Source organism: Alcanivorax sp. S6407 (assembly GCF_023016115.1).
Classification (GTDB): domain Bacteria; phylum Pseudomonadota; class Gammaproteobacteria; order Pseudomonadales; family Alcanivoracaceae; genus Alcanivorax.
Genome location: NZ_JALKBH010000007.1, coordinates 44,655 through 68,573, shown reverse-complemented (window position 1 = coordinate 68,573; position 23,919 = coordinate 44,655). Strand labels below are relative to the sequence as shown.

The window sequence follows — 23,919 nt, the reverse complement described above, 5'->3', positions numbered from 1 at the left end:
TCAGCGGTCCTGAGCCAAGCGGAAGCCCATTCGATAGCTCCCGTTCAAGCCGGCGTAATAAGCGTCACGGACAGCCGAACGCACGTCAGCTGGTTTGCCATCATAGCGACCGCTACGCGCCACACGCAGCCCGCAATCGCCCCCGCTCGTCCACGCACTGCCATCACTCGGCGCGCCGTTATAACTATCATGCCAACAGTCTTGCACCCACTCCTCCACATTGCCATGCATATCGTACAAGCCAAAGCGGTTTGGTGAAAAACTCTTGACCAATGCAAAACCCACACCATTGTTACTACACTCTCGGTCTCTACTGCGGCCATAACTCGCCTGAGAACAACTAATACTATTGCCCCAGCTATACTTGCCAGTAGAGCCCGCCCGCGCCGCATATTCCCATTCCGCCTCACTCGGCAAACGGAAACGCTGACCCGTCTCCTTGTTCAACCATCTGATATAAGTCTGTGCTTCGATCCAGGCCACATTGATTACCGGGCGGTTGCCCTTACCATGTCCAGAATCGTTCTCACTGGCGCACACTCCCGCATCAATACACGGCTGGTACTGGTTCCACGTGACCTCATGCTCCTGCATATAAAACGACGACACCCTCACGCTGTGTACCGGCTTTTCTTCGTCGTCTCCATCATTCGAGCCCATGCGGAAACTGCCGCCGGGGATGCCCTTAAATTTCATGCTGACGCCGGAGAAGTTGACCGTTTTACCCGCGCGGAAAGCTTTTTCCACAGTAGCGGCCTTCGCTTTCGCTGCTGCTGCTGCCTCCTCCTTCTCTTTCACCAACGCCACCAGCTCAGGCGTCTGTTTCGCTGCCTGCCAGCTTGCCGTAGCGCTCTGGTACAGCAGTAAGCTGGCCGCCAATTCACCACCTCGGCTTTGTTGCTGGGCGGCGCTGTATTGCTGTTGCGCTTGTTCTGCCTTGGGCGCAGCGCCGGTAAAACCGTATTTCTTGCTATACGCTTGCCAATCCGCTTTGGCGTTGTTGGCGCTTGCCGCGGCGGCAATCACCGGAGCGGCTTGTTGGAGTAAAGCCTGATAACCGCGAATCGCACTGCGGGTGCTTTGCACGGTGTCGCACGGCCGCCCGGCTGCTTTGGCGTCGCCCATGGCCGTTTCGGTGGCGGTGACCTCAGCGGCCAGGTTGCCGCCGATGCCGTAGCCTTGCCATTGCTGGCGCACTTTATTTAGCTCGGCGGTTTGGGTTTCATAGCCTTCCAGGGCATCGAAGCAGCCGAGCAGGCCTTCGTAGCCTGCTTTTACCTCGCTGAGGGTGGTTACGGCTTTGTTCGCGGTGGCGTCTTCGCGTAAATAGCCTTCGCCTACCGCCAGTTCACCGAGCAGATCTGTGAGTGTGCTGGAGCGGGTGATGTAGTCTTCGGCGTTGTCTTGCCAGGTTTGCAGGGTGGTGTAGCGCTTGCTGCCTTCGCGTTTGGCCTCGCTCACGTCTCTGTCCAGATCGCGCAGGCTATCGTCGAGCCTGCGTTGCAGGCTTTTGATCTGCCCGAGCAGTTTGGTGCCATCGGCTTTTTGCTGGGCGATGAGGTCTTTATCCAACGGCTTCAAGGCATCCAGCCAGCCTTGCTGGGCGGCCACGCCTATGCCCCCCACCAGCAGCAACACCATGGCGGCAATGGCCAGTTTATTGGGGCCGGTGGAAAGGTGCGGGTTGCTGGGGGCTTTGGGCATTTTCGGGGCCTTACCGGCCTTGCCACTGAGCAGTGCTGCCTTCATTTCCCCGGCATTGGCAAAGCGCTGGTCCGGGTTGACGGCCAGCGCCTTGTCGATGGTGTTGTTGAGGCCCTTGCCGATTTCCTTGCGCAGGGTAATGGCGGATTCAAAGCGCCCGGCAGGGATTTGCCCGGTGAGCATTTCGTAGAGCATCACGCCCACGGCATAGATGTCGGCGCGGGCGTCGAGTTCGCGGCCTTGTAGCTGCTCGGGGGCCATGTAGTAGGCGGTGCCCATGGCGGCCCCGGTTTGGGTGCGCTGGCTGGCGCTCTGCACACGGGCAATGCCGAAGTCCATGAGTTTTACCCGGCCTTTTTCATCCAGCCAGATGTTTTCCGGCTTGATGTCACGGTGCACGGTGAATTCGTGGGCGTAGCTGAGGGCATCGCAAAGTTCGCTGGCGATGCGTTTGACCTCGTCTACCGGGGTGGGCTGGTTAACGGCGTTGAGGTTTTCCAGCCACTGGCGCAGATCCTGCCCTTCCAGCAGCTCCATGGTGAGGAAGAATAGATCCCCTTCGCTCTGCACGTCGAACACGTTGACGATATTGGGATGGCTGAGTTGCTGGCTGATTTTGGCTTCCGAGAGGAAGCGTTCGCGGGCGCTGTCGTTTTTCAGCAGGCTGGGTAGCAGCAGCTTTAGGGCGATTTCCCGGTCGGTGTTTTTGTCATGGGCGCGGTACACCGCCCCCATGCCGCCCTGGCCGATCAGTTCCTTGATTTCGTAACGGTTGGCGAGGATCTGGCCGGGTTGCAGTTCTACCTGGGCGGCATCTTGCGGGGCCATGCCGGGGAGGTCGGCGAGTTTGGTTTGGGAAAGGGGGGCTCTGGCGCTCGGTTGTTGGTTGGGCTGGCTGGGCTGCTGCTGACCTAGCCGCTGGCTAGGTTCTTGTGGGAGGCTGCTTGCAGGCGAAGAAGTTTTATCCTGGCCAGCAGAATCCCCACCGGCTGCCAGCGCGGCTTCTATTTCAGCCAGCTTTTTGGCCACGGTGGCGAATTTGGCTTTTAAGGCCTCGGTGGGGGCGCTGGCCTGCTTTTCGGCAATACTCTGCTTTTTGGCCGCAATGGCCTGGCTGATTTCAGCTTCACTGGCGTTGTCGGTCAATCCCAAGGCGTTTAGTGCAGTTTGCTTGTCCAAGGTTCCCTTCCCAATGTGTGCGTTTATATCTTGTGCTGCTGTTGTAGTGTTGTTGTGCTGTTGCTGCTATTGGTGGAGATGGGCTGACGCCCATTTCCACCCTACGGTTTTGTTGCCCCGCTAGCCGGGGCGCTGGCGTGACCTGCAATACGACAGGCCTTCGGCCTGATCGCTGGCAGGCTGGCTCCCACTGGGTATGCGCAAGCCAGCATAAAATTTTCTGCAGCGAAGACATTTCTTGTTGTGACGGCCATTTGCCTAGGTTGCCGCAGGGGATTATGGCAAATAGTGAGCGGATGGGGAAAACGCGACTGCCTGACGGATTGCTGGGGCTCGCTCTACCCCATTTGGGGGTAGCCACGGGGGAATGAACGCGGTATTACACAATATCGCCCTGAGATACCGCTGGAGAGGCACCCGACAACCTCCTGTTGATGCCGGTATATACTGACTGGCAATGGGCCGCACTGTTTACTCGATAGTTTATTCGGTGGTTTATTCGAGAATGACCACTTTCTGCTGAGGCAGTTTTTAGGTGGGTCCGTCTGAAGCGATATCCGGTTACTGAGAATGCCGGCATTAATCATGGGGAATGATCATGGGAATCAAGGAACACGACACTTCGCGCTCTGATCTGGAACAGGCCCTGGCGGCAGCCCGCGCCGATGCGGAAAAGGCCCGCCAAGCGGCTGAAGAGGCGGATGCGGACAAACTTCGCGCCCAGCAGGAAGCCTCTACGGCACAGCAGCAGGCGCAGAACAGTCAGGAAGCGCTGGATATTGCCCAGCAGCAGGCCCAGGCGGCGACGGCAGCGATGGGTCAGGCAAGCCAGTCGGCGGATGATTCCCGTTATTCTTCACAGCAAGCGGCGACCTCTTCTCAGGATTCCACGCAATTTGCCAGCGCAGCCAGCCAGGCGGCGGCGGATGCCGCCAGAGCGGCATCCCGCGCTGAGGATGAGCGCCAGGATGCGGCGCGCTCTTCTGCCCAGGCCGATGATGCCATGGGCGATGCGATGACGTCCTCCCAGCAGGCCACGGCCAGCGCAGCCAACGCTACGGACGCTGCGGGTGATAGCCAGAGCAGCGCCAGCCAGGCTTCTGGCGCGGCAATGCAGGCCGACCAGCAGGCGGGCCAGGCGACGGCTTCTGCTGGTGAAGCGCAGCAACAGGCAGGCGATGCGCAGACCTCTGCGAATGTGGCGGATCAGCAGGCTGGGCAAGCCAGCACATCTGCGGGAGAGGCTGCAAACCAGGCTGGCCAGGCAACGACGTCTGCCGGTGAGGCCAGCCAGCAGGCCGGGCAAGCGAGCTCCTCTGCCAGTGAGGCGCAGACACAGGCTGGCAGTGCGACTAGTTCAGCACAAACGGCAGAGAGCGAGGCCAGCCTTGCCGAGCAAGCCGCCGATGAAGCCCAGGAGGCGCGCACTGCGGCAGCGCAGGCACAGACCGAATCTGAGCAATCCCGTGATGCAACACAGCAAGCCCAGAATGAGGCAGAACGAGCCCTGAGCGAGGCGGAAAAAGCCAGCGATCAGGCCGAGAAAGAAATGGCCGAAGCGGAACAGGCTTCGCAAAAAGCGGAGGAGGAAGCTCAGCAGGCAGCCTCCGCATCCAATAGAGCAGAACAGGAGGCGCAACAGGCGCAGGCGGCTTCCGGTCAGGCTGAAACGGAGGCGCAGCAAGCGGCTTCAGCGGCTAATGCCGCTCAAAGTGAGGCCCAGCAGGCCGCCAGCGCAGCCAGCAGCGCGGCGTCGGCTTCCAGCACCGCCGATTCAGCAGCGAGCAGCGCGCAATCCGCCTCTAACTCGGCCCACTCAGCATCCAGTAGCGCCGAATCAGCGGCTGGGGTTGCTCAAACCGCGTCAACTTCAGCAGAACAAGCATCCACCCAGGCGCAGAGCGCGTCTGCAGATGCCAGCAATGCGGCCAGTACAGCAGAACAGGCCAGAAGCCAGGCGCTAGCACAGCTGGCAGATATCCAGCAGGCCCGGGATGAGGCACAACAGGCGCTGGCAGACGCCCAGCAGATGCTGGCGCAGATCCAGCAGGCCCAGCAAAGTGCGGCAAGCGAGCTGCAGCAGTTGCTTGCCAGTGCACAGCAGGCCGCCAGCAGCGCGGAGTCACTGGCTGAGGGTATCCGTAATCTGAATGTCAGTTCTGTGGATGTGCATGGTCGCACCTGCGAACTGGAGCGTGAGAGCCAAAGCCTGAAAGCGGATATTGTGTCGTACCATGGCGACTCCCAGAACGGGCTGGATCAGATTATCCGCTTCCATGATGAAGCATCGCGGACGCTTGGGCAGATAATGAGCTGTGAATCGGAGGCGCAGTCTGGAAAATCTGGGGTAAAGGCCTGCGAGTCTGAGGCTGATTCTCTGGTGGCACGAATCCGCAGCATGCTCGATAACGTATAAGCGGTATTCGATGAAGTCATCAATTGCGATTCTGTTTGCAGCTACTTTGGTGGCTGCCTGCTCTTCTGCTCCAGCGCCTGTGGCTCCTCCCCAACCTGCTGATATGCCCAGCCAATGCCAAACCGTGCTGGACCAGCAGCAGGAAGAAGACGATGTGTACCTGGCGCTGGCCCGTGCCGATTCCCAGAAGCAAGCCCTGACCATTGCGCTTGGCGATATTGCCAACCAACTGGAAATGGCGATTCGCTCGGAAGCCAGTGTGGTGAGCAGCAAACAGGACGGGGTATCAAAACAGACTTTCAACCATCACATTACCAGCATCAGTGACTTTGTCTTCGATGATTACCAACTCGTTTGCCAGGATCATGTGCGCCATGAGGTGTTGGTGCGCTATGACAACCGCCCGCTGACAGAGCGCTTGCGCAGCACCCTTGCGCGTGAATACTGGCAGCGCGGCTGGGACATTGATCAGGATACCTCACTGGCAAAGACGCCCGTGTTACAAGCGATTAGCGCCCTGCCCGGCCCCAACCCGGTGACGCTAACGCCACGAGTGTATCGCGATAGTCGCGGTTGGCGACTGGCGCTGGGACCGCAGGTGATCCGGCTTCGCAAAGAAGAGTGGCGAGAGCTGTTTAGCCTACCGCCCTCTACCGCCGGCGATTCATCGCTGACTATTGTGGATGAACAAGGGCGAAACCTGGCCCATGCCCTCTACCACGAGCAGGAATTCCGGTTTCGTTTAACGGGATTTCCTCAGTCTGCCCGCTTTTTCAGTCTGTTTTATATCAGTGCCGATGCGGAAGTAACGGCGGTGCGCCTTAACCGGCCTCTCACCTCAAAGGAGACGACCATTATCCCGGCATTGGGTATTTTCAGCATCGAACTACCCAGCGGCTATGAGCGCATCGTGGACGATTATGTGGTGGTGGTATCTCGCAATACTCTCGCGCCCCCTGCGTCACCCTGGTTGTTTAATGGCTGGGAAACGCTTTTCCAGGAGCACCCTGCTTTTGGGCTACGCCTGATTGTGCGATGAGAGAAGATAAGCCATCGGGTGACACCCCGTTTCGTGACACCCATCACAAAGGCTAATGTGATCAATCCCCCGAAACCAAGACCGCGAGATACTGCCGACAAATTCCTACCACACGCTCTACCAGTTCGTTCAGATTATCTTCAACCGCCAAGCGGCCCACCCCTCGATCACCGTCAAAAGCGGCAGGATCCAATTCATTGATCGTCACCCAGCTCAACCACCACTGATTACTGTTATGGCCTGGAACAACCCCAAAGCGGTCACCAGAAACAACATTGTCCTGGTGCTCACCGTCAACAAAGTGGCCCAAACCAACCCAGAACATGTCCGCAGCATCCAGCCCAATCACCAGATGCACATTCCTCAAGGCAGGCTCGGAGATGCCCTGAACTCTGAACAAAAGAGTCCCTTTGGCCGTTTTGCCTCTAGCCCAGGCCTCATAGACACCCCAGTCCAGCCTGTCCTTTCTCGCGACATTCTCCACCGGCTCAAGGGACAACTCAGACTTCAGCCCCTCTTGAACGGCGTTTACAAGGCCCTCTAGCAATTTAGCATGTAGAAAGTGGACAGAACGAGTCAGCCTCGCCAGAACTGCAGTGTCCTCCGGGTTTTGTTGTATGTGCTCCATAAGCCCGGTTTGATCAAGCTCTTCCATGGCATCCCTCCGAGAGTGCATCCCGGTCACCTCCATTACAATTTCAAGATATTGTTCCAGGCTGACTCGGACTCTAGAGTTCACCTCCGAAACCTCTGAGATCAGCTCAACCAGCCAGCCCAGTATGTCTGAGCGATAACTGATGCAGTGATAGTCAGGCGCACGGTGATCGCCTTGCAGGCCCTCTGGAGCCGCACAGGACACATCCGACGGCTCAGAGCCATCAATGGTGAGGTAATACAAACCTCCAGATTCTGGGCAGATCAGCTCATCCAGGACCAGCTGATACCGCGAAAGCTGGGCTTCCTGGTCAGCCGCATACAGCTTGTTTTCGATAACAATGGCATGCCCTGGATACTCAATAATCAGATCAACCCGGCCATATCCAGGAAAATACCTCTCCCTCCACACGCTAACTGACGGGTTAGCGCAGGCATCCGGGATAGGCCCACCCAATCTTTTCAGGAAGCGCGTTAAGGGCTCTATACCCAGACCATGATCACCCTTCGGATCCAGCAACCACCCAATCATTGGTGTATGCAGCCGCACCTCATCGTGCGCAGAGAACAGAAGTGACAGCAGATTTGATGACTTACGACACTCTATCGCCCGCAATCGCTCACATAATTCCGATTTCCAAAACCAATGCCCCTCATTCTCATGCCTCATTAACATTAGACTCCCCCGCTTATCCCGCAAGCATGCAACGCCTATTTATGACCAACCCAAGGCCCCTCTTTAACAGCTGGATCAGGATCCTCAGCCAGTGGCTTTGCCCACATCGCACCTTTCCATCTTTCTGAACTAGCGTCGAAGGGGTTATGCGGGTCCAGCCTTGGCCTCTTTCTGTTGTAGATGAAAAAGACCGTCTTCTCCTTTATCAGCCGCACATACAAAGCGTCGGCTTCTGAAGTGCTCAATCGGTACTGCTCTCTGAAAATCAACGCATCTCCATCAACAGGCGCACCCTCCCAGAATATCCACCAGTCATATTTGTAAAACCGTTGTACTGGATGAACCATCGAGGCATGCATCCACCAAGCGCCCCGCTCCATCTCGTGATAGCGCTCAATGTCAGAAAACTTCACCACCCTTAGAGGTAGATCATCATCGTAAACAGACATATTTCAATTCCTTAGCACTAAAGCGACGATCTTCAGCCATAAGGCCGACATTTTCTGTCGCAAAAGCGGGAAATTGAGCGCGATAGAGTAAAGTCACGTCAGGCCAGTCGACGGGCAAACAGGATCGAAAGGTTGTCCGGCACACCGACTTCAATCACTGCTTTCCGCCACCGCTCCACCTGATCCATAGCGGGCCGGCCCACCTGGTACAGCTCACGGATCCCCTTGTCGCCGATGGCATCATGCAAGCCATCGCTGCAGAGGAGCAGGCCAGAGCCTTTAGTCAGTGCTGATTCCTGAAAATGCAGGGCAAAACCATACTCTTCCGTATCGGCAGTCAAGCAATGCGCCAACCCTTGGTACATATCGGAATACTCGACACCCTCCTCGGGAATAATCTCTCCACTGGAAATCAGCGCATTCAGAATGGTGTGATCCTCACTGATTTGGCGACAGTCACCTTCAGCGTTGAAAACATAAGCACGGCTATCGCCCACATTGACGATCTCACAGTGGTTCTGCGCAACCCTGGCCGCGACAAGAGTGGTAGACGAACCATGACTCTCACCGCCGGCATATTTATCCGCCAGCTGGGCCTGGATTTCACGAATTTGCCTACCGGTGAGCCTGTCACGGCTATCAAGCCGTGACAGGGCCTCTACGACAAAGCGACTAGCCCTCGCAGGGCGGATACTGGCCGCAACACCATCTGCGACTGCGAGCGATACGGACCCGCCCTCTATGTGGGCAGCAACACGAGCGTTACGAGCCTGTAGAATCGTTTGCCCATTCCACATGGCGTCCTGCTGCAGATGAGAGGGCCCCCCGCTGTGCTGGGTATAAGCTACCTCTAACATGAATGCTCCATCACCGTAGACTCAACAAGTACCGGGCATAACGCCGCTGCATCAATGCAGCGACGCCATAAAGCCAATCGGCTGTGATGGTTGTTTTTTGTATCGCTGGCAGTCACGCAACATATCCACCACTGCGGCAACGTCAGGGGGATTTCTAAGCACTCGAATGCGACGGTAGATAGCAGCAAAGTCACCAGGGGTTAGCATTTCCATGCCATTAAGCATTGTCAGCAGAACACTCTCGTTCGGTAGCTTGATGCCATAGGCACCAGCCAGGTCCTTTAGCAGGAGACGGACGCCGTCCTGATCAAGAAAGTCAAAGCGAACCACGAAATCAAAGCGCCGCATGGCCGCCTCATCCACTCTATCCAACAGGTTAGTGGTGGCCACAAAAATGCCATTGAATTGCTCAAGAGAAGCCAGGAACTGATTAACCTGTGAAACCTCCCAGTTCTTCTCAGCGCCCTGGCGGTTCCCGATGAAGCTGTCAGCTTCATCAATCAGCAACACTGCACCCTCTCGTTCTGCCAACCCAAAAGCACGGGCGATCCGCTTTTCTGTTCCCCCGACGTACATATCCAGTAAATCTGACGCCTGCCGCACAATCAGCGGACGCTGGATATGCTCAGCAAGCTGCCGACCCCAAGCCGTCTTGCCTGTCCCTGGAGCCCCGTGCAGGCAAAATCGAACAGAAGCATCAGGGTTGATCTGCTCCAGCAGGCCCGCGACATCCTCAGACGCCTGCAAACACTCCTCTCTCCATGGCAACCCCTTAAACTGCTCAACCTTCAACCGCTCAGTCACACCCATAGCCTCGAAACGAGCATTTAGGTTATGCGTCACCAGACTCTCCGTATTCTGCTTCTCCTCAGCCACCAGCCGAGCAAAGCGCAGGCTGCTATGCAGAATCGCCGGAGACAATGACTCCAGCTTGATGGCCTCAGCCAGAAATCGCTCGGAAACCAGCTCTTCGGCCATCGCCTCCCGCACAAGACGCTCACGCTGGGAAGGCCCAGGATTATCAAGATGGAGTACATGTGTGAAGCGACGGAGAAAGGCCGGGTCCATGTCCACACGGTTAGAGATCCAAATCGTAGGGCGGGGATTAGTCTCCAGCAGGCGAGTCATGCTGGATTTTTCCGTCTGTCGGCGAGAAAACATCATGAAAGAGAACGGATTATCACAAAGACAATCTTCTGCCTCATCAAACACCACCAAGGTGCGGGGGTCATGGGCAATCGCCCTCTGGCAACCGTTATAACGCCCCATTCGTCCCTTCACAGTCAGGGCATCGCCGTCCCGGTCTTCTTCTGGCACAAACGCCATGCTCATCCCGAGCGAATGGCCAATCACTTTGGCTAGCTCGCTTTTCCCGGTACCAGGAGGCCCATAAAAGAGCACATTGACGCCTTTCAAGCCCTCCTGCACCGAACGCATCAGCAGGCGGGAGATCATCTCTACTTCGCTCTTGATCTCAACATAGTCCTGAAGCCCAAGGCTGGGTTTATCTGCCTTTCTGTAGAACAGGCTAACAAGGTGCTCATCTGAGGCGTCTGGCACATGCAGGTTTTCCTGCAACTCATCCTCAATATCCAGCATGCCTGCGAGGTCCACACCTCGATACCCAGATGCCAAACTCACCGTTAACAGCTGGGTCGCCCGTAGTACGCTGCCAGGCCGCAATGCGGCTTGAGCCTCATTTTCAGGGACATCGACCACCTTAGCCAAGATGCTGACGAACTTACGCCAGGACAAATCTTTGACCAAGCAACAAGCAGTGTTGAGGATTTCGCTAGCACTTTTATAGCAGACAAAGACAAGCAAGCGGCGTTCCGCCTCCGTTAAAGATAAGCGCTCACCCAGCTTCTCGACGTTTCGATAAAGATCATCACTTGAGAGGAGATCCTCAATTCGATCCTGACTAATGATCGCGCCTAACGCCTGCGGCGGACGACGCAAACGACCTTCACGGGAAGGGAGAAAACCAAGTACATCCAGAATGTCGTCATCGTCGAAACGCTTATTCGTACGGCACCATCCGGCCTTCCACGCCGAAGAAAAAGCCATAATCCGCGCCGTCCAGTGACGAATCAGTACACTGTTATCCACATTGCCAGCTACAGTGGCAGCAACGTCATCCAACTTGAAATGCATCCCCGTTCTCCTGACTCTCCGATTGCCAACATCGGTATTATTAGCCAAGAGGGCGTCATTTTTTGTCGCACTCAATCAAGGGCAGCGGGGAGAGAGTTGGCGAGCAGCATAGCCTCTCCCCGCCCGAAGAGGGTAGATAATAGCTTGGAGGTGCTAGCGGTATCTCGTTGCCGCTAGCTGAAGTTCCTGGCGGATCTCAGCCCTTAACTTTAATGGCTGGATGACCTCCACATTGGCGCCAAACCCCAATATCCACCACTTCAATTCTTCCGTGTTATTAACGTTCACACGAAGCTCTGTTGTGTCAGGAGCAACTTCAATCAGCGTTTGCGAATCATTAATGGGCGTTTCATACAGATGATCAGCGGCACGACCATAGAGACGGATAACAAGATCGACGCTATCGCCGTAGGGAAGATTCATGTTCCCTTCTTTCAGATAGCTCTCCAGGTCGAAATCTGAAGCCCTCTCCACCTCCTCATCAAGTACATTCACTTTGCGCAACCTATGCAAAGCCAGGTGCCTGAAGTCTTTGTAATTCCAGAACCGGACCACCAGATAGCGGACAGCCCCTCTGTCCACCAGAGCAAATGGGTGAACTCGATGCGACTCTCCCTTGTCCTTGTACCAAATATCCATTTGCCGATTCCGGTACAACGCATCATAGACCTGATCCGCAATACCTCTGGACACAACAGCTGGCTCCAAATGAAACCCTCGGGGGACATACGCCACCTTGTCTGACCAATAACGCTTACCCAAGGGTCTGTGACGCTCAAACCACCGCCTAGCCTCACTAAAGACAGGATCAAGCTTTGCCAAAACATCTTTAGCCATCAGAGGAGTCAGGTACCGGGACACCAAATCCCAAGTAGCAGCCATCTGCGCGTCCATACCGGGAATGGACAGACTTTGCTTTTGAGCGATAGACCAACCGTAAGGAGTGGCAGAGTCATCACATTGAACTAAAGCGCCAAAAGCCTGAGACTCGGACAACTCCTTGAGGTAGCGCTCAATGGAACGACGCGAGACATCATGCCCTTCGCTGCTCAGCCGCTGCTGAATCTCGTTGCTGGTGACCTTTTGTGGATGTCTAGGCAAAGCTTGAAGTAGAGCAATCACACGGTAGGTTTTATTACTAATTGTAGCGCTAACGGTCATTACCGATCCTTTCTACATCTCGTTCCCGTGACAATAACCTTCATTAATTGTTAAATCTTGCCAAGCTTAAGCAGCTGGCTTTCGACAACTTCATAGGCATCGCCAATACTTTTGGGTCTTTTCCCCATAACTGCGCGTTTTTTTAGTTCATCCACCTCGACTTCAATTAAAAAGACAGTGACTGGACCATCCTTTCTCGCCTTACCACGCTTATTTTCATGAAAAATTTCGAAGCCACCAGATCTATATTTTAGCGTAACATCAGAAAAGGCATCATAATGGCCATCAATCTCATCACTCCAATAGCTGAACTGAGCGCCTTCAACATAAATACGAATATAAACCTTGTCCTTGATGGCTTTCTTTTCATCTCCGATTAAAGACAACCACTTACCCATGACAATTGATATCCGCGCCCGGACATCACCAAACCAGACATCAATGGTATACCCATTTTTCAAAGAACAAGAGAAGCCACTGTTTCTGTTTAGGTGTTGATACAAATCATCAGTAGCCAACAACTGCCACCAGGTATGGGAATAGGCATCCTCTGCAGCTTCACCAACAAGAACCTTTTCCGCTCTTTTTCCCAGGTGCAGATCTAATTGCATGGTCGATTTAGAACGATCCATTTCCGGCGGCCAAATCTCCCAAAGCAGCGCCCTACTCTTAGTATCTTTTATGGCCAAATCGACAGACCCAACATGATCCCTCAGGATTTCGCGATATTGCTTTACTGCCTGCGCGATATCGCGATACTTTTCACCCACAAGAGAATCCAGAAAATCATAATGACTTGAAACTGCCCGTATTAATGCATCCGTATCAACGACAATAAAATTTGGATCGTCTAAAGCAATATCCTTCCCTGAGAAATCAATTAAAAAGCAATAAACATCCTTGCCATTCCCGTCCTTACTGGCGCTGACCGCCTCGTAATATTTATTTAAGTCATTTTGAACCACGCCTTTTAGCTTGAATTCAATAACTATCCTTGCATCCCGCTCTCCATCACGGCTTACATCACAAGCAAAATCAATCCTTCTCTTTTTATCGATGCATAACTCCGTCAAGGACTCCACACCCTCGAATATTGGAGAAACACTGAGTTTTTTAGATGCAGCATCTCTCCTCAACCCCCTCACCTTGCGAAAAAGAGAATCACTATCAGTAACGCGGCATACCTCATCAATAAAGTGAAGGACAAAGTTTGTCGCCATATCATGCTGTCGAGGATCAAATAGCCAGGCAAAAAAAGCCGCATGCCTGATTTCATAACTTGCAGCGCCCGTAGCTCTAAAAAAATTGAACCCTCGATCTCTATTTAATATTTTCGCTTTCTTAACTTTCTCTAACGCTATATCAATCTGACCTTTAAGCTCATCAACACCAGCAACCACAAACACCCCCAAATCAAGCCCCAATAAGAAAATCAAAGTCAGACACTCGTCTGACACCACTCACATCAACCTTGGCATTTCTTTTATTCCAGGGAAGATTCTCAACCTGAAGAATGTCATGCTCAATGGACTTCGATATATTGACCTCCCTCTCATTGATCATCACGTAAACATTTTTCGCCAAGTAGAAATCCACCCTCTTCCCTGAATCAACCTCTTCAACAATCAGCAGGTCTTTGTTATGCCAAATATAATTACCGCTCCTTAGCCACCGAGACTCGAGAGTACGTGAATACTCACCGACATACACAGGAACACCGTCAACCGTCACCAGATATACGCACTCTCCGACCTTCTTAATATCTTCGTGACACAGCTCCAGCTCCATGGTCACCTCATCGTCCCTCCCCTCAAACCTCACCTTGAGCGGCGCTTTGCTTTTCACAAAGCGGCCCACTTTCACAAACTCGTATTTTGAGTTCTCAAGGGTAATCGTCTCCATAGCTCCCTCCCTCCTTAGATATCCCCAGTGGCAGATGCATCTGTTGCCCCATAGCAAGCCTAATTAGCGACAACAACTGTCGCACATCTGCAAATTCAGAAGCACCATACAATCTCCACTGCTTTGGCCATTGCATAATCATTATCACATTTGACATTATTCAAAGAGGCCGCGTAGCCCAAAACCACTAAAATTTGCAACCTACTGATTACTCTATACTTTTCGTTATTTATAACTAGGGAGAGGGGGGGGAGACATGCGAGCATTACTAACACCAGCGTTCCTATTGCTGGCCGCCTGTGGTGGCGATGATGGCGACACCATAGTTCAAGGATCCAAGGACGATCAGGCGCGCAGTTTGATTGAAGACCTTTCGGTGGAGGTCCAGTCAAACAGCCAAGACATAATTCAGATTCAAGCTGACAGCAGCGCCAACGCAGCAAACATTGACAGCCTGGAAAGCGACATTTCAGCTCTTAGCGCAGACATTGCCGATAATTCCGACGCAATTAGTCTACTAAATCAATCATCTGCCATTCAAATTTATGATTCATCAGACCAAGCCATCGGGCGGCTTGTTCAAATATTTACAGATACCTTGAGCCTTTTTAATTCAAGTCACGAAGGGATGGGATTAACATCTACCGGCTATCTATTCAAAGTGGACTTTTATGGATCTCTTTCCTGGCAGAGTATTGGAACCTACTTTGAGAGCCCTGACTGCACTGGAACCCATCTTGTTTTTGACCCAGCAATTAATTCGGCCGCATTAAACTTAGGCACCATTTTTTATGATAGCTACCAGCCTGACAAGCAACTGCTATACATACCTCGACGGCAAAGCATTCGACAGAACGTACAGATTTACTCCTACAAAAACCCGAGCACAGGCGCCTGTATTAGCTCAACAGCCCAACAAGACGTGGTTGAAGCATACATTAACGACCCGGATATCACCGGAGTGACAACACTAGGGACAGGCCCGTACTACATTAAGTAGCCATACTCATTCCACTGATCAAGGGCCGCTACCTGTCAATGAGAAAAGCCCAAGTAGAAACAACCCGCGAACTACCTACTTGGGCCACTCTCAAGCCCCCTACACTTCTAATCCAATGCCAGCCCTGGCTCCCACCACCACCTGCTTTATTAGTGATTTACACTGCTGAGACAATTTTCAAGTCCAACAAAGAATTTAAATGCTCGGACATCAGCCTGGGTATACGCCCCCCAGAGATAAGAACACCAGCCTCCATATTCTTCTCCATCGCGTAGCCTGTGAGATTAGCGCTCGTGATGAAGCAAGAGGCATTGTCAGCGACAGCGACTTTGGCATGCACCCGACCATCCACAAAATCGCCAGACTTATCGCACCAAGCATAAAGACTCGCACCCGGCACTAAGGCTCGCATTTTGCCTATTACATCTATGTTGATACTGCCGCCATGTTCTTGCGAGGATTCCAGTAACATCATTATTCTCACCCCACGATCATTGGCGGAGTTCAGTGCGGTGACGACGCTTGAGACGTCATAGGCCACAAAGCTGGTAATGAAAAGGCTCTGTTCAGATGAATTGATGACCTGAAGAAGTGCCTGCTCTGTTCGACGTGCCGACACAAAGGGCGTCGTCGGGCCGGTCCACACGAGTTCAGTGGATTGCTCTGAAGCGGCTTTGTTATAGACATAACTAGCAGCAATGAGCATTGACGCCAGCTCACCTGAAGCAATCTCGGTGTTTTGCCAGGCAGCAGCAAGCTTGTCGACCACAGTTCTAGCTAAGGGGGTTCCAAGTACGCTCGACAATGCCGCTGTAGCTTTACTGGCCTCTGCTTGTCGAACACGGCCGGCAACGGCCCGCACCTTTTCGGGCGAGACTAGAGCGACCAAGGCTGCTATGGCATCCAGAAGCTCTTCCATCTCAGAAGCCCTTGAAAAAATCAGCGTCAGAGCGCTCAAGCGTGGAGATCAGAAGTGATCTATCCAAGTAGCGATTACCCCTCTCACAAGAGGTCTCAGCCACCAAACTGCACGCATGGCAGGCAGCGACATGCAGCGAACGGTCCCTCTCTGGGTCATGCTCAGAACAAAGTGGATCGGAAGAACAGACCTTTGCTCGATTTAATGCTTGCTCCAGCAATCGGCCAAGGTTTTCTGGCTTACCAAGATCGACCAACCCACCCAGCGTTCCGTCTGAATCGGCAGCTGCTGTATAGATCAGAATACCTGCCTGTGAACTATCGCTGGAGGTGTCAGCATAGATGCGCTCACGAATGCTCGCAGCATTGTATCCACACTCCAATGCGAGCTCACGAATCAATAGGTGAGATAGCGTGTGCAACATCGCATAGCGAATGCCAGGGTAGCCCTCACTCGGGTCTAGATGACGCGAATTTCGCCACCCCCGATGACCACCACGGAGCATCTTGTCGACTTTCTTTACGGCATCCAAAGACTCCCATTTGGTGAGGGCATCCTCATCAAACTGAATAAAAATACCTTCGCCGTGAACCTGGTTTGCCGGGACCCAATCGGGCATTGCTCGTGACAGGCTGGCCATCTGCGGGCGCTCATCGGGGTCTCCTGACTCTTCAGGTGCCTCGACCCGTGTAAATCCCAGCAGCGCATTTACCTCACGCAAGCGCTCAAGAAGCAGAACTCGGCTGATATAGCCTACGAGATTTGGCGGAATTCCTGCCTTTTTGCTCATGAAGTGAGGATAGTCAGAGGGAGGGTTCTCCTCCGTCAACACATCCCACTCAGGCCCCTTGATGTCGGCTTCACCTACGACATCCTCTCCGTCGCCCTTACGGTGCGCCTCAATAGCCGCCCAGATTGCGGCCGCAGCATATTTGTCGATTCCCGGCAGCGCCCCGGTCTTCTTCAGCGTTTTAACCGTTACGGACACCTCCGCTTCGGAATCAAGGTCTTCAAAAAACTCCCAACCATCCTGGACCAGCTGACCAAGAGGATCCTTGGTCTGAGGTATCGCGAGCGCAGAAAGCGTGATGGGGAACCAGCTATTTGTGGCACCCAACAGAACGGCACGCGCCTCTTCACCACACTCGTTATCGAAGTGATCAAGATGTGGATGCCGCCCACGACATCCAGGTAGATTCTCTTTTCCCGCCTTGCCAAAGGCGTGAGCCATACTGCGAGATAGCCCACAGGTATCACACTTGACCCACAAATTTTCTGTCTGAAGCGACGCGCCGCTCTCGAAGAAGCGCAGTGAGCCCTTGCACGTGCTATTGCCACCATGAACAAAGTAGTGCCAAGGGAAATCATCAAGATGCCCGTCACGACAGGCCAGCAAAAAACGGGCGGGGACAGCATCTGCGTCCTTAGCTTTCTGGTCACCTTGAGAACCACGACAGCCTTTATGAACGAAGCGGGTTCGCTCCGGCCTGAAGCGGTTCTCCTTGATATCGAACAAACCTGCATCAAAAGGCGACAACAGACCGCACTTCACGCAGCGCATCCAGCGTGGAAATGGTCGGACGGGAACACCAATACTGGCCTCCGCAGACCAGACATCGACAAGGTCGCTCTTCTGAAACGGCGGCATTCTCAGGTTCTCCACCTGTGAACCAAGCACCTTGCGAACGGCAGCTAGCAGCCGCGCCTCTTGAATCGGCTGGCAGCGGTCTTTTTCCCACTTATCAATGCCCAGTGTCACTACGGACAGACTTGGCAGGTCAATCAATGCTCCTGGGCCATAAGTCCAAAGCAATTGGCTGGGACGCACTTCACCGACAGGCGTTTTATCGTTGATGATCATACTCAGTCCTCATCCGGCTCTACAGGACGAGGCTTCCAGTCGTGGCCGTCCGCAATATGGCTCGTGTTCATGATCAGGCGCACTCCGGGCTCAACCTCTCGCATCGACATTGGTACTGTCCAATTATCCCAAGCCTGGAGTCCAGGCGATTTAATCAATGCAACCGTCTTATCCTTCTCAGGACCTCGTTTCTCATAGGCCAGGATACGACCACCTCTGCTTGCTTCTTTTGCCCATTCGTCGGCACGCTCTTTTAGCTCGGTTTCGGCCAACTGCTTTCGCGCGTTATCTTCGGCTACGTTGCCTGCACGAGCGGACAACACCTTAATGGCATCGACAATCTCAGCCTGATTAGACATGCTGAGCTGGCCAGCACCTTCGTTCGGACTAAATACGTCGTTTTCCAGACGCATGAGGCTCAACAGGGAACCTGTCAGTCCTCGATCCATCGCACGGGGGGAAAATGGCGTTACTGATTGCGCCTCAACGTGCTTATAGAACGTGGCATGGTAGTGCTCAAAGGTCTCGTAATGTGAGAGATCACGCGGCCGCGCCCAAGTCAGCACCGTACAAACCAAACCAGGGAATGAACGCCCAACACGACTTGTAGCCTGAATATATTCAGCCGTCCCCTTGGGCTGCCCGTTTACAGCCATCACACCAAGTCGGTTAACATCGACCCCAACTGAAAGCATGTTTGTGGCCAGCACCACATCAATGGCTCGTGTGTCCCCATCCTGCCAGCGGGTCACATACTTCCCGGAAGCAGAATCGAACTCGGATTTAAACTTTACTTCCAAGTTATCGAGGTATTTTGGAATATCCTGACTTGATACCCGAGAGGTCAGCTCACAAATGTTGCTGATACTGCGCTGAGCCAATGCGGGCCGCTCCACCATGCTCATCTGAACGCGATAGGAACGTGTCTGCACGTCATCCTCCGCCAAACGCTTCATCCCGCCCAGTTCACGAAGGGAATTGAAGTAGCCAACCATCGTCATGTACGGGTCAGCAGGCTCGCCAAAACGGTCGAAGAGTTCTTGAGCTGCTGTCAGGAATGCGGTGTAAACGCGGATCAACATCGCCGGGCGAGAACTACCAGGCGAGCATACACCGAGGTAACGCCGCCCTGGCCTCTCCTTGATCGGCCGTTGTACTGAAAAGAAGTTGTCTTCCACATCCAGGCCATGCGGCGGAAACACAGAAACACGACGCATGAAGACGTTGTTAACTTGTTCCTTGGCTTTGCGCACCGTTGCCGTCGAGGCGATGATCTTAGGTTTAACCGTCTTGCCATCAAGCGACCAGCCACACAGTTCATCCACAGCACTTTCATACAAGCCCACCATGGTACCGAGGGGGCCACTGATCAGATGGAACTCGTCCTGAATGATCAAGTCAGGCGGACGAATCGGGCCGATACTCTTCACTTTGGAGGAAGGGAACCCCTTCCCGGCTTGGTGATTGCCATTGCAATCAGCACCTTGCCAAAGCAGGCCATGTCGCTCACATTCCTGGCCCACTCGACCAAAGAGTGTACGCACCTGACCACGCCAAGCCATCATGGCAAACTTATCCACCGTGGCAATCATCATGGTGGGCGGGCGATGGTATATCTCCTCGTCCACGACCAGCACAGGAATCCCTGGGTGAGACTGCTTGCTGGACTTGCCTTTCGAAAAGTCGCAGCGGCCTTTCTTATCGCCGCAGTAGACGAAGGTACGGCCCGCCACCCTGTCGACCTCTACATCGCGGCCGGGTGCCACTTCAGAGCCGCACCATGGACAACTAGTTAGCTGCGCCGGTGAGGCAGCACCTGCGTTGTATTTTCCAGGGTTACGCACATCCTCAATCGCACGGTGGCTATCTTCAGTCGTGCCAGGGGTAACCTTGTTTCCAACCCAGAGACCAATAGTGAAAGGCTCTTCACCTAGCGACTTATCGCCCTTTTCAAGGGCCTCACGTCTTAGTACTTCCATCGCACAGATCAGTGCCGTGGCACGCTGAAACTGCTGGAGTGTCAGCAGACGCAGGGTATAACGCATAATCACAGCCAAACCGCGTGAGCTGTCGTAGCCACCGACATTACCCTGCATACGCCGGATAGCCATCGTGAAGGCCGCCACCCCCAAATAAGCCTCGGTCTTACCGCCACCCGTCGGAAACCACAAGAGGTCGGCATAAGCCTCAACAGCCTGAACTCGATCGGGGTGACTCGGATCTGCCAGTGACGGAATTGAAAGCAACAGAAACGCCAACTGGAACGGGCGCCAACTGCGGTTCTTCAACACGTCAAATTTATCAAGAGTGACATCCTCGCCCCGGCGCATAGCTAGCGCGTATTGGCTGCGCACACGTTGTGTAGCCATCGCACGATTGGCAAAGCGAAAGGCATCCAGGGCCTTCTCATTACTCTTCAGCGTGTTAATGCCCTGCTGTAGGCGCTCAAGGATTTCTTCGCAGCGATCCATTGCAAGCTGCGATTGATCGTCGTAACCGGTCACCTCCGAGCCGACACGGTCGCGCTGCTCACCAATCCAAGCGGAGTAATCTGTGGTTAGCATACTCAAGGCATCTACCAGCGGCTCAATCTCTAGAGTCGCGAGCCTCTGCATATCTAGCAATCCACTGCTGACCATTTCCCGCATTGCCTTGCGGTCGGAGTCATCAAGGCCTGGCGTCTCTGTGACCTGCACTTCGTAATGAGGCATCACCGTGGTACGAACTTCGGTGGCCAGCGTCACATCGTCTGCAGTTTCAGCGTGGACCGCAACGCCATGCCCAACAGCAAACTCGACTCGATCGCGGTAGACCATCTCCAGCGCCTCGCGCTCGGGGTCTGCCCCGTCTGCATCAAGTACCGGCCTGCGTCGAAAGATCGCTCGTTTGGCTGCATTCTCATCCGAACGAGCGATCAATTCAGGCTGGAAAACCCATGCAGTGTCTCGGTTTGCATCAGGCTCCTCCTGTGCGTTAACGAGGAATAAGGTAACCAGCCGGTCACCATTAACATTCTTTGCCCGAATGGAGCCCTGCACGCGCACTTCTGGAAATTCGTTGTCGGGTGCTTGATGTGTAATTGCACCTTCGGTAAGCGCCAACTTAATCTTGCCGCCACAAGGAATACGCTGCCAAACCTTGGCCTTCTGACCGTTAGGCTTAAGCAGCTCATGCTCATTATTGGGTACGCGCTCGTAGCGCCCCCAGCGCGCTTCGACCTCAATCAGGTCGACATCGCCATCCACGCAAAAGGTCATGCCGAGGCTGCTGGGCACCAATGACTGGTTGCTCGCTGCATCTATCTCGTCGGCGGCATCCGATTCTGCCTCCACACGCCCGGTAGCCGTTCCAAATTCCGCACCAGGCTCGTGATGACCTGGAACCTTCTCATCAATGGGCTCTTCTGCATCCTCATTTGCCAGCGGCCCTTCCAGCCCTTCAATGCCACCTTGGGCCGCCTGCCGCGGGGCCAGTTTGCCAACTAGGTAGCGGTCCCGTACCCCCATATCAACAATACGCTCTTGGGGACCACCGGCAGGACCGAGAAGGTCATCCATAGTGGCCAACTGCAGTAGCTCACGAATATAAGCCTGATCCTCAATGATGGGCACATCGGCAATGGTCTTGTGCAATGCCTTGGGGAGTGCCTCCAGAAAATCCGTCCACTGAATACGACCAACGCTAGCTGAGGAAGGAGGCGTGAGTGACGTAAGACCGATAGAAACCGGCGCATTGACCATTAACATTCGGTCGAAGTAGATCGTAGTTCTCTCTAGGTCAGAGCGAAGGCGAAGAACCCTCCCGACTCGCATTATTTGAGCAGAAGCATTCAGAATCAAAATCCAATCATCATCGACAATGGATTGATAAAGCGAGCGATTTCCTTCCAGCTGAAGCGTATACATTGCATAAAAGTGCTCGGAAGAACTCCCATGATCTACAGCAATCCATGCGTTAGGGGTTTTATTCTTCTTCAATACCGTCATCACTCCACCGATAAATTTTCTTCCGCTGCAGAGCTCGCATTATCAACATGCAAATAACCTTTGCTCGACAAATAATCCGACACTCCATCCAGTACAGCCTTAATGAATACTTTGATTTCGTCGAAAATCGCAACAAGTTCATCTACTGAAGTGTCTTGCCCGCAATCCTCAAATGAAATTCCCCCATGTGCCAATTCATTTCTCTTTGTCTTGACATTTAGGAGCCTGGCACCATCTCGAGATGCAGTTTTGTCATGATTGACAAGCTCAAATCCATATTCTTTGGCTGTGTCTTTGATCAGGCGACCATCCAGATTGCCGGAAAAAAGGTCTTTTTTGTCAAAGCCAAGCCATATCAGCGCGCTAGATATTGGCACCCCAACATCAAGCAGTTCAGATGGTGTAGATGACGATACCGCTTTCCGCAATCCTTTAATGGCAATACGTCTAAGATCTTCTTTGAGCTCATCAAACCCAACCTGCTCGCCCGCAATGTGCAGATGTATGGCATCAATCGCATTTGTCATTGTTGCCTCCACCAGGTTGTATAACATCAAGTAAGCGGAAGCTCGTAGTGTTTTCTCAAGATCTCGACCAACAACATAGATGCTTAAATCTTCTTCCACCGTTGGACTACTACACAACCTTGAATCCCGGTTATCTCTCATGAATTGGAGCATTTCAAAGAAACGCTCAATCTCACGACAGCGAGAGTTGTATGTTTCCTCTGCACCAATCATCACAGGTATCAAAGTCGTCATACAGCTGGCTCAACTCCGTTAGCCCATTCAACATCTCGCCCAAGCAAGCTATCCCTGACAAAATGAATTCGATTAATGACCCTAGGGCGAGAGTTACTGGCATCGGATCGAGTCAAGTAGCGGAACATATCGCTATCTAGCCATTCCATGTTAGCAGGTTCAATATGCGGATTTTCATTGAGTGCAAGCGCAACGCCAACGGCGATTGCCTCAAACCTAATGCGAGGGACAGATGAATTATTTGCGTTCTTCCGGAAATGATACGGAAAATTCTGACGGACGAATGCAAGCATCTCCATAAACCCGCTTTCATAAGCAGGCCTGTCAAAGCCATTTTCATTCTTGTCATCAAGATAGTTATCTAGAAACTCATCTACTCGGCGGTCAAAATTCTCATATTGATCACGGTAGGCGAAAAATCGGAGAACAAGCTCTGAGTACTCACGACGTTTGACACGAGCACCACTGATGGGGCACAGCTCTTTAAACTCACCATTGTCGGATAAAGAACGAACAAACACCAAGAAGTCACCATCTCGAGACCCCATTCGCTTTTCCATATCTTCAAGCTTCGACCCACCGCTATTTAGCCGATCAAAAAGTTGACGCCTTGCCTCTTCGTCAACCTCTATCAGCTCTATCATGCGCAAGGTCTTTCTCCCAAACCGAAGCTGTCTTGGCAAAGGCAGATCCTTGAAGCAAAAACCATTTAATTTGTCTAATATTTCCAGCCGGTCAAGTTTAAGCTCATTACCCATGAATCTAACCAGGGTTCTTATTCTCTGAGAGCCATCGACAATTTCGAGTCGACCAGCATCTTCCCCAGAGGTTATGTCTGCCACGTAAAGATAAGGAATTGGAAGATTGAGCAAAATCGACTCAATGAACCGAGATTGTTGGGCATCGCTCCACACCAATTCACGCTGGTAATCGGGAACAAAAATTTCCGCCTTATCACCCTCAATCTTATCTACAAATTTCTTGACAATGACTTCAACAGGGTACTCTCTGATATCAAAGTCTGTTTCCTTTTGACGAAGAGAAATCTGCTCTTCGGCCTGCTCTTTCTGCTCAGCAGAAAAATCATCAATGAGCGTCATTTGTTCATTATTGTTCATTTTAGACCTTCATGTATGCGCAATTGTACTGATCAGGGCTGCCAGAAACCTACTTATAATCAATTTACTGAAGGGAGACAAAA

The 23,919-nt window shown here is 53.1% G+C and carries 16 protein-coding genes; 3 read left to right on the top strand and 13 right to left on the bottom strand.

From position 1 onward, the window contains the following. Positions 1–2,883, bottom strand: coding sequence for a bifunctional serine/threonine-protein kinase/formylglycine-generating enzyme family protein (locus MWU49_RS14455; RefSeq protein ID WP_246973692.1), 2,883 nt, complete (start codon positions 2,881–2,883; stop codon positions 1–3). Between the two features lie 598 nt (positions 2,884–3,481). On the opposite strand from MWU49_RS14455, the gene MWU49_RS14450 reads away from it, so the two are divergent. Both MWU49_RS14450 and MWU49_RS14445 read left to right on the top strand, forming a co-directional pair. Next, the gene (locus tag MWU49_RS14450) at positions 3,482–5,299 is read left to right on the top strand and encodes a hypothetical protein (protein ID WP_246973691.1); all 1,818 of its coding nucleotides are present in this window, start codon (positions 3,482–3,484) and stop codon (positions 5,297–5,299) included. Between the two features lie 103 nt (positions 5,300–5,402). Then, positions 5,403–6,338, top strand: coding sequence for a hypothetical protein (locus tag MWU49_RS14445; protein ID WP_246973689.1), 936 nt, complete (start codon positions 5,403–5,405; stop codon positions 6,336–6,338). A 61-nt stretch (positions 6,339–6,399) separates the two neighbouring features. On the opposite strand, the gene MWU49_RS14440 is transcribed toward MWU49_RS14445, so the two are convergent. From MWU49_RS14440 to MWU49_RS14410, 7 genes are all read right to left on the bottom strand, one after another. Continuing rightward, positions 6,400–7,662: a PD-(D/E)XK nuclease family protein gene (locus MWU49_RS14440; protein WP_281502336.1), complete on the bottom strand. Its 1,263-nt coding sequence runs from the start codon at positions 7,660–7,662 to the stop codon at positions 6,400–6,402. Between the two features lie 41 nt (positions 7,663–7,703). Beyond that, entirely contained in the window at positions 7,704–8,117 is a 414-nt protein-coding gene (locus MWU49_RS14435) for a hypothetical protein (protein ID WP_246973684.1), read from the bottom strand. Positions 8,118–8,215: 98 nt separating this feature from the next. Then, a complete protein-coding gene (locus tag MWU49_RS14430; RefSeq protein WP_246973682.1) occupies positions 8,216–8,974 on the bottom strand; it encodes a protein phosphatase 2C domain-containing protein in 759 nt (252 codons plus the stop codon). A gap of 51 nt (positions 8,975–9,025) precedes the next feature. Then, entirely contained in the window at positions 9,026–11,128 is a 2,103-nt protein-coding gene (locus tag MWU49_RS14425) for an AAA family ATPase (protein ID WP_246973679.1), read from the bottom strand. Between the two features lie 153 nt (positions 11,129–11,281). Beyond that, complete coding sequence (locus tag MWU49_RS14420) at positions 11,282–12,289, bottom strand: WYL domain-containing transcriptional regulator (RefSeq protein WP_246973676.1); 1,008 nt, start codon at positions 12,287–12,289, stop codon at positions 11,282–11,284. Positions 12,290–12,339: 50 nt separating this feature from the next. After that, on the bottom strand, positions 12,340–13,749 hold the full coding sequence (locus tag MWU49_RS14415; protein ID WP_246973674.1) for a PD-(D/E)XK nuclease family protein: 1,410 nt from the start codon (positions 13,747–13,749) through the stop codon (positions 12,340–12,342). Beyond that, positions 13,703–14,191 (bottom strand): hypothetical protein, encoded by a 489-nt coding sequence (locus MWU49_RS14410; protein WP_246973672.1) that lies wholly within the window; start codon positions 14,189–14,191, stop codon positions 13,703–13,705. The genes MWU49_RS14415 and MWU49_RS14410 overlap by 47 nt, the downstream gene beginning before the upstream one ends. A 256-nt stretch (positions 14,192–14,447) precedes the next feature. Between MWU49_RS14410 and MWU49_RS14405 the strand changes: the two genes are divergently transcribed. Continuing rightward, positions 14,448–15,191 carry a hypothetical protein gene (locus MWU49_RS14405; RefSeq protein WP_246973670.1) on the top strand — a complete coding sequence of 248 codons (744 nt, stop codon included), beginning with the start codon at positions 14,448–14,450 and terminating at the stop codon, positions 15,189–15,191. Positions 15,192–15,348: 157 nt separating this feature from the next. On the opposite strand, the gene drmC is transcribed toward MWU49_RS14405, so the two are convergent. Genes drmC through MWU49_RS14380 form a run of 5 tightly spaced genes read right to left on the bottom strand, consistent with a single transcriptional unit; the run spans position 15,349 to position 23,836 of the window. Next, complete coding sequence (gene drmC, locus MWU49_RS14400; protein ID WP_246973668.1) at positions 15,349–16,110, bottom strand: DISARM system phospholipase D-like protein DrmC; 762 nt, start codon at positions 16,108–16,110, stop codon at positions 15,349–15,351. A gap of 1 nt (position 16,111) precedes the next feature. Next, positions 16,112–17,971, bottom strand: coding sequence for a DUF1998 domain-containing protein (locus tag MWU49_RS14395; protein WP_246973665.1), 1,860 nt, complete (start codon positions 17,969–17,971; stop codon positions 16,112–16,114). Positions 17,972–17,973: 2 nt separating this feature from the next. After that, positions 17,974–21,957, bottom strand: a complete 3,984-nt coding sequence (gene drmA / locus MWU49_RS14390; protein WP_246973663.1) for a DISARM system helicase DrmA — start codon at positions 21,955–21,957, stop codon at positions 17,974–17,976. Beyond that, positions 21,957–22,718, bottom strand: coding sequence for an MAE_28990/MAE_18760 family HEPN-like nuclease (locus MWU49_RS14385; protein WP_246973661.1), 762 nt, complete (start codon positions 22,716–22,718; stop codon positions 21,957–21,959). The genes drmA and MWU49_RS14385 overlap by 1 nt, the downstream gene beginning before the upstream one ends. Further along, the gene (locus MWU49_RS14380) at positions 22,715–23,836 is read right to left on the bottom strand and encodes a DUF262 domain-containing protein (protein ID WP_246973660.1); all 1,122 of its coding nucleotides are present in this window, start codon (positions 23,834–23,836) and stop codon (positions 22,715–22,717) included. The genes MWU49_RS14385 and MWU49_RS14380 overlap by 4 nt, the downstream gene beginning before the upstream one ends. Positions 23,837–23,919 lie beyond the last annotated feature (83 nt).

What these genes read in the sequence shown, in the direction of transcription:
- MWU49_RS14450 (WP_246973691.1), top strand. Translation starts at nt 3,482, where the DNA reads ATGGGAATCAAGGAACACGACACTTCGCGCTCTGATCTGGAACAGGCC.
- MWU49_RS14445 (WP_246973689.1), top strand. Translation starts at nt 5,403, where the DNA reads ATGCCCAGCCAATGCCAAACCGTGCTGGACCAGCAGCAGGAAGAAGAC.
- MWU49_RS14440 (WP_281502336.1), bottom strand. Translation starts at nt 7,662, where the DNA reads ATGAGGCATGAGAATGAGGGGCATTGGTTTTGGAAATCGGAATTATGT.
- MWU49_RS14435 (WP_246973684.1), bottom strand. Translation starts at nt 8,117, where the DNA reads ATGTCTGTTTACGATGATGATCTACCTCTAAGGGTGGTGAAGTTTTCT.
- MWU49_RS14430 (WP_246973682.1), bottom strand. Translation starts at nt 8,974, where the DNA reads ATGTTAGAGGTAGCTTATACCCAGCACAGCGGGGGGCCCTCTCATCTG.
- MWU49_RS14425 (WP_246973679.1), bottom strand. Translation starts at nt 11,128, where the DNA reads ATGCATTTCAAGTTGGATGACGTTGCTGCCACTGTAGCTGGCAATGTG.
- MWU49_RS14420 (WP_246973676.1), bottom strand. Translation starts at nt 12,289, where the DNA reads ATGACCGTTAGCGCTACAATTAGTAATAAAACCTACCGTGTGATTGCT.
- MWU49_RS14410 (WP_246973672.1), bottom strand. Translation starts at nt 14,191, where the DNA reads ATGGAGACGATTACCCTTGAGAACTCAAAATACGAGTTTGTGAAAGTG.
- MWU49_RS14405 (WP_246973670.1), top strand. Translation starts at nt 14,448, where the DNA reads ATGCGAGCATTACTAACACCAGCGTTCCTATTGCTGGCCGCCTGTGGT.
- drmC (WP_246973668.1), bottom strand. Translation starts at nt 16,110, where the DNA reads ATGGAAGAGCTTCTGGATGCCATAGCAGCCTTGGTCGCTCTAGTCTCG.
- MWU49_RS14395 (WP_246973665.1), bottom strand. Translation starts at nt 17,971, where the DNA reads ATGATCATCAACGATAAAACGCCTGTCGGTGAAGTGCGTCCCAGCCAA.
- drmA (WP_246973663.1), bottom strand. Translation starts at nt 21,957, where the DNA reads ATGACGGTATTGAAGAAGAATAAAACCCCTAACGCATGGATTGCTGTA.
- MWU49_RS14385 (WP_246973661.1), bottom strand. Translation starts at nt 22,718, where the DNA reads ATGACGACTTTGATACCTGTGATGATTGGTGCAGAGGAAACATACAAC.
- MWU49_RS14380 (WP_246973660.1), bottom strand. Translation starts at nt 23,836, where the DNA reads ATGAACAATAATGAACAAATGACGCTCATTGATGATTTTTCTGCTGAG.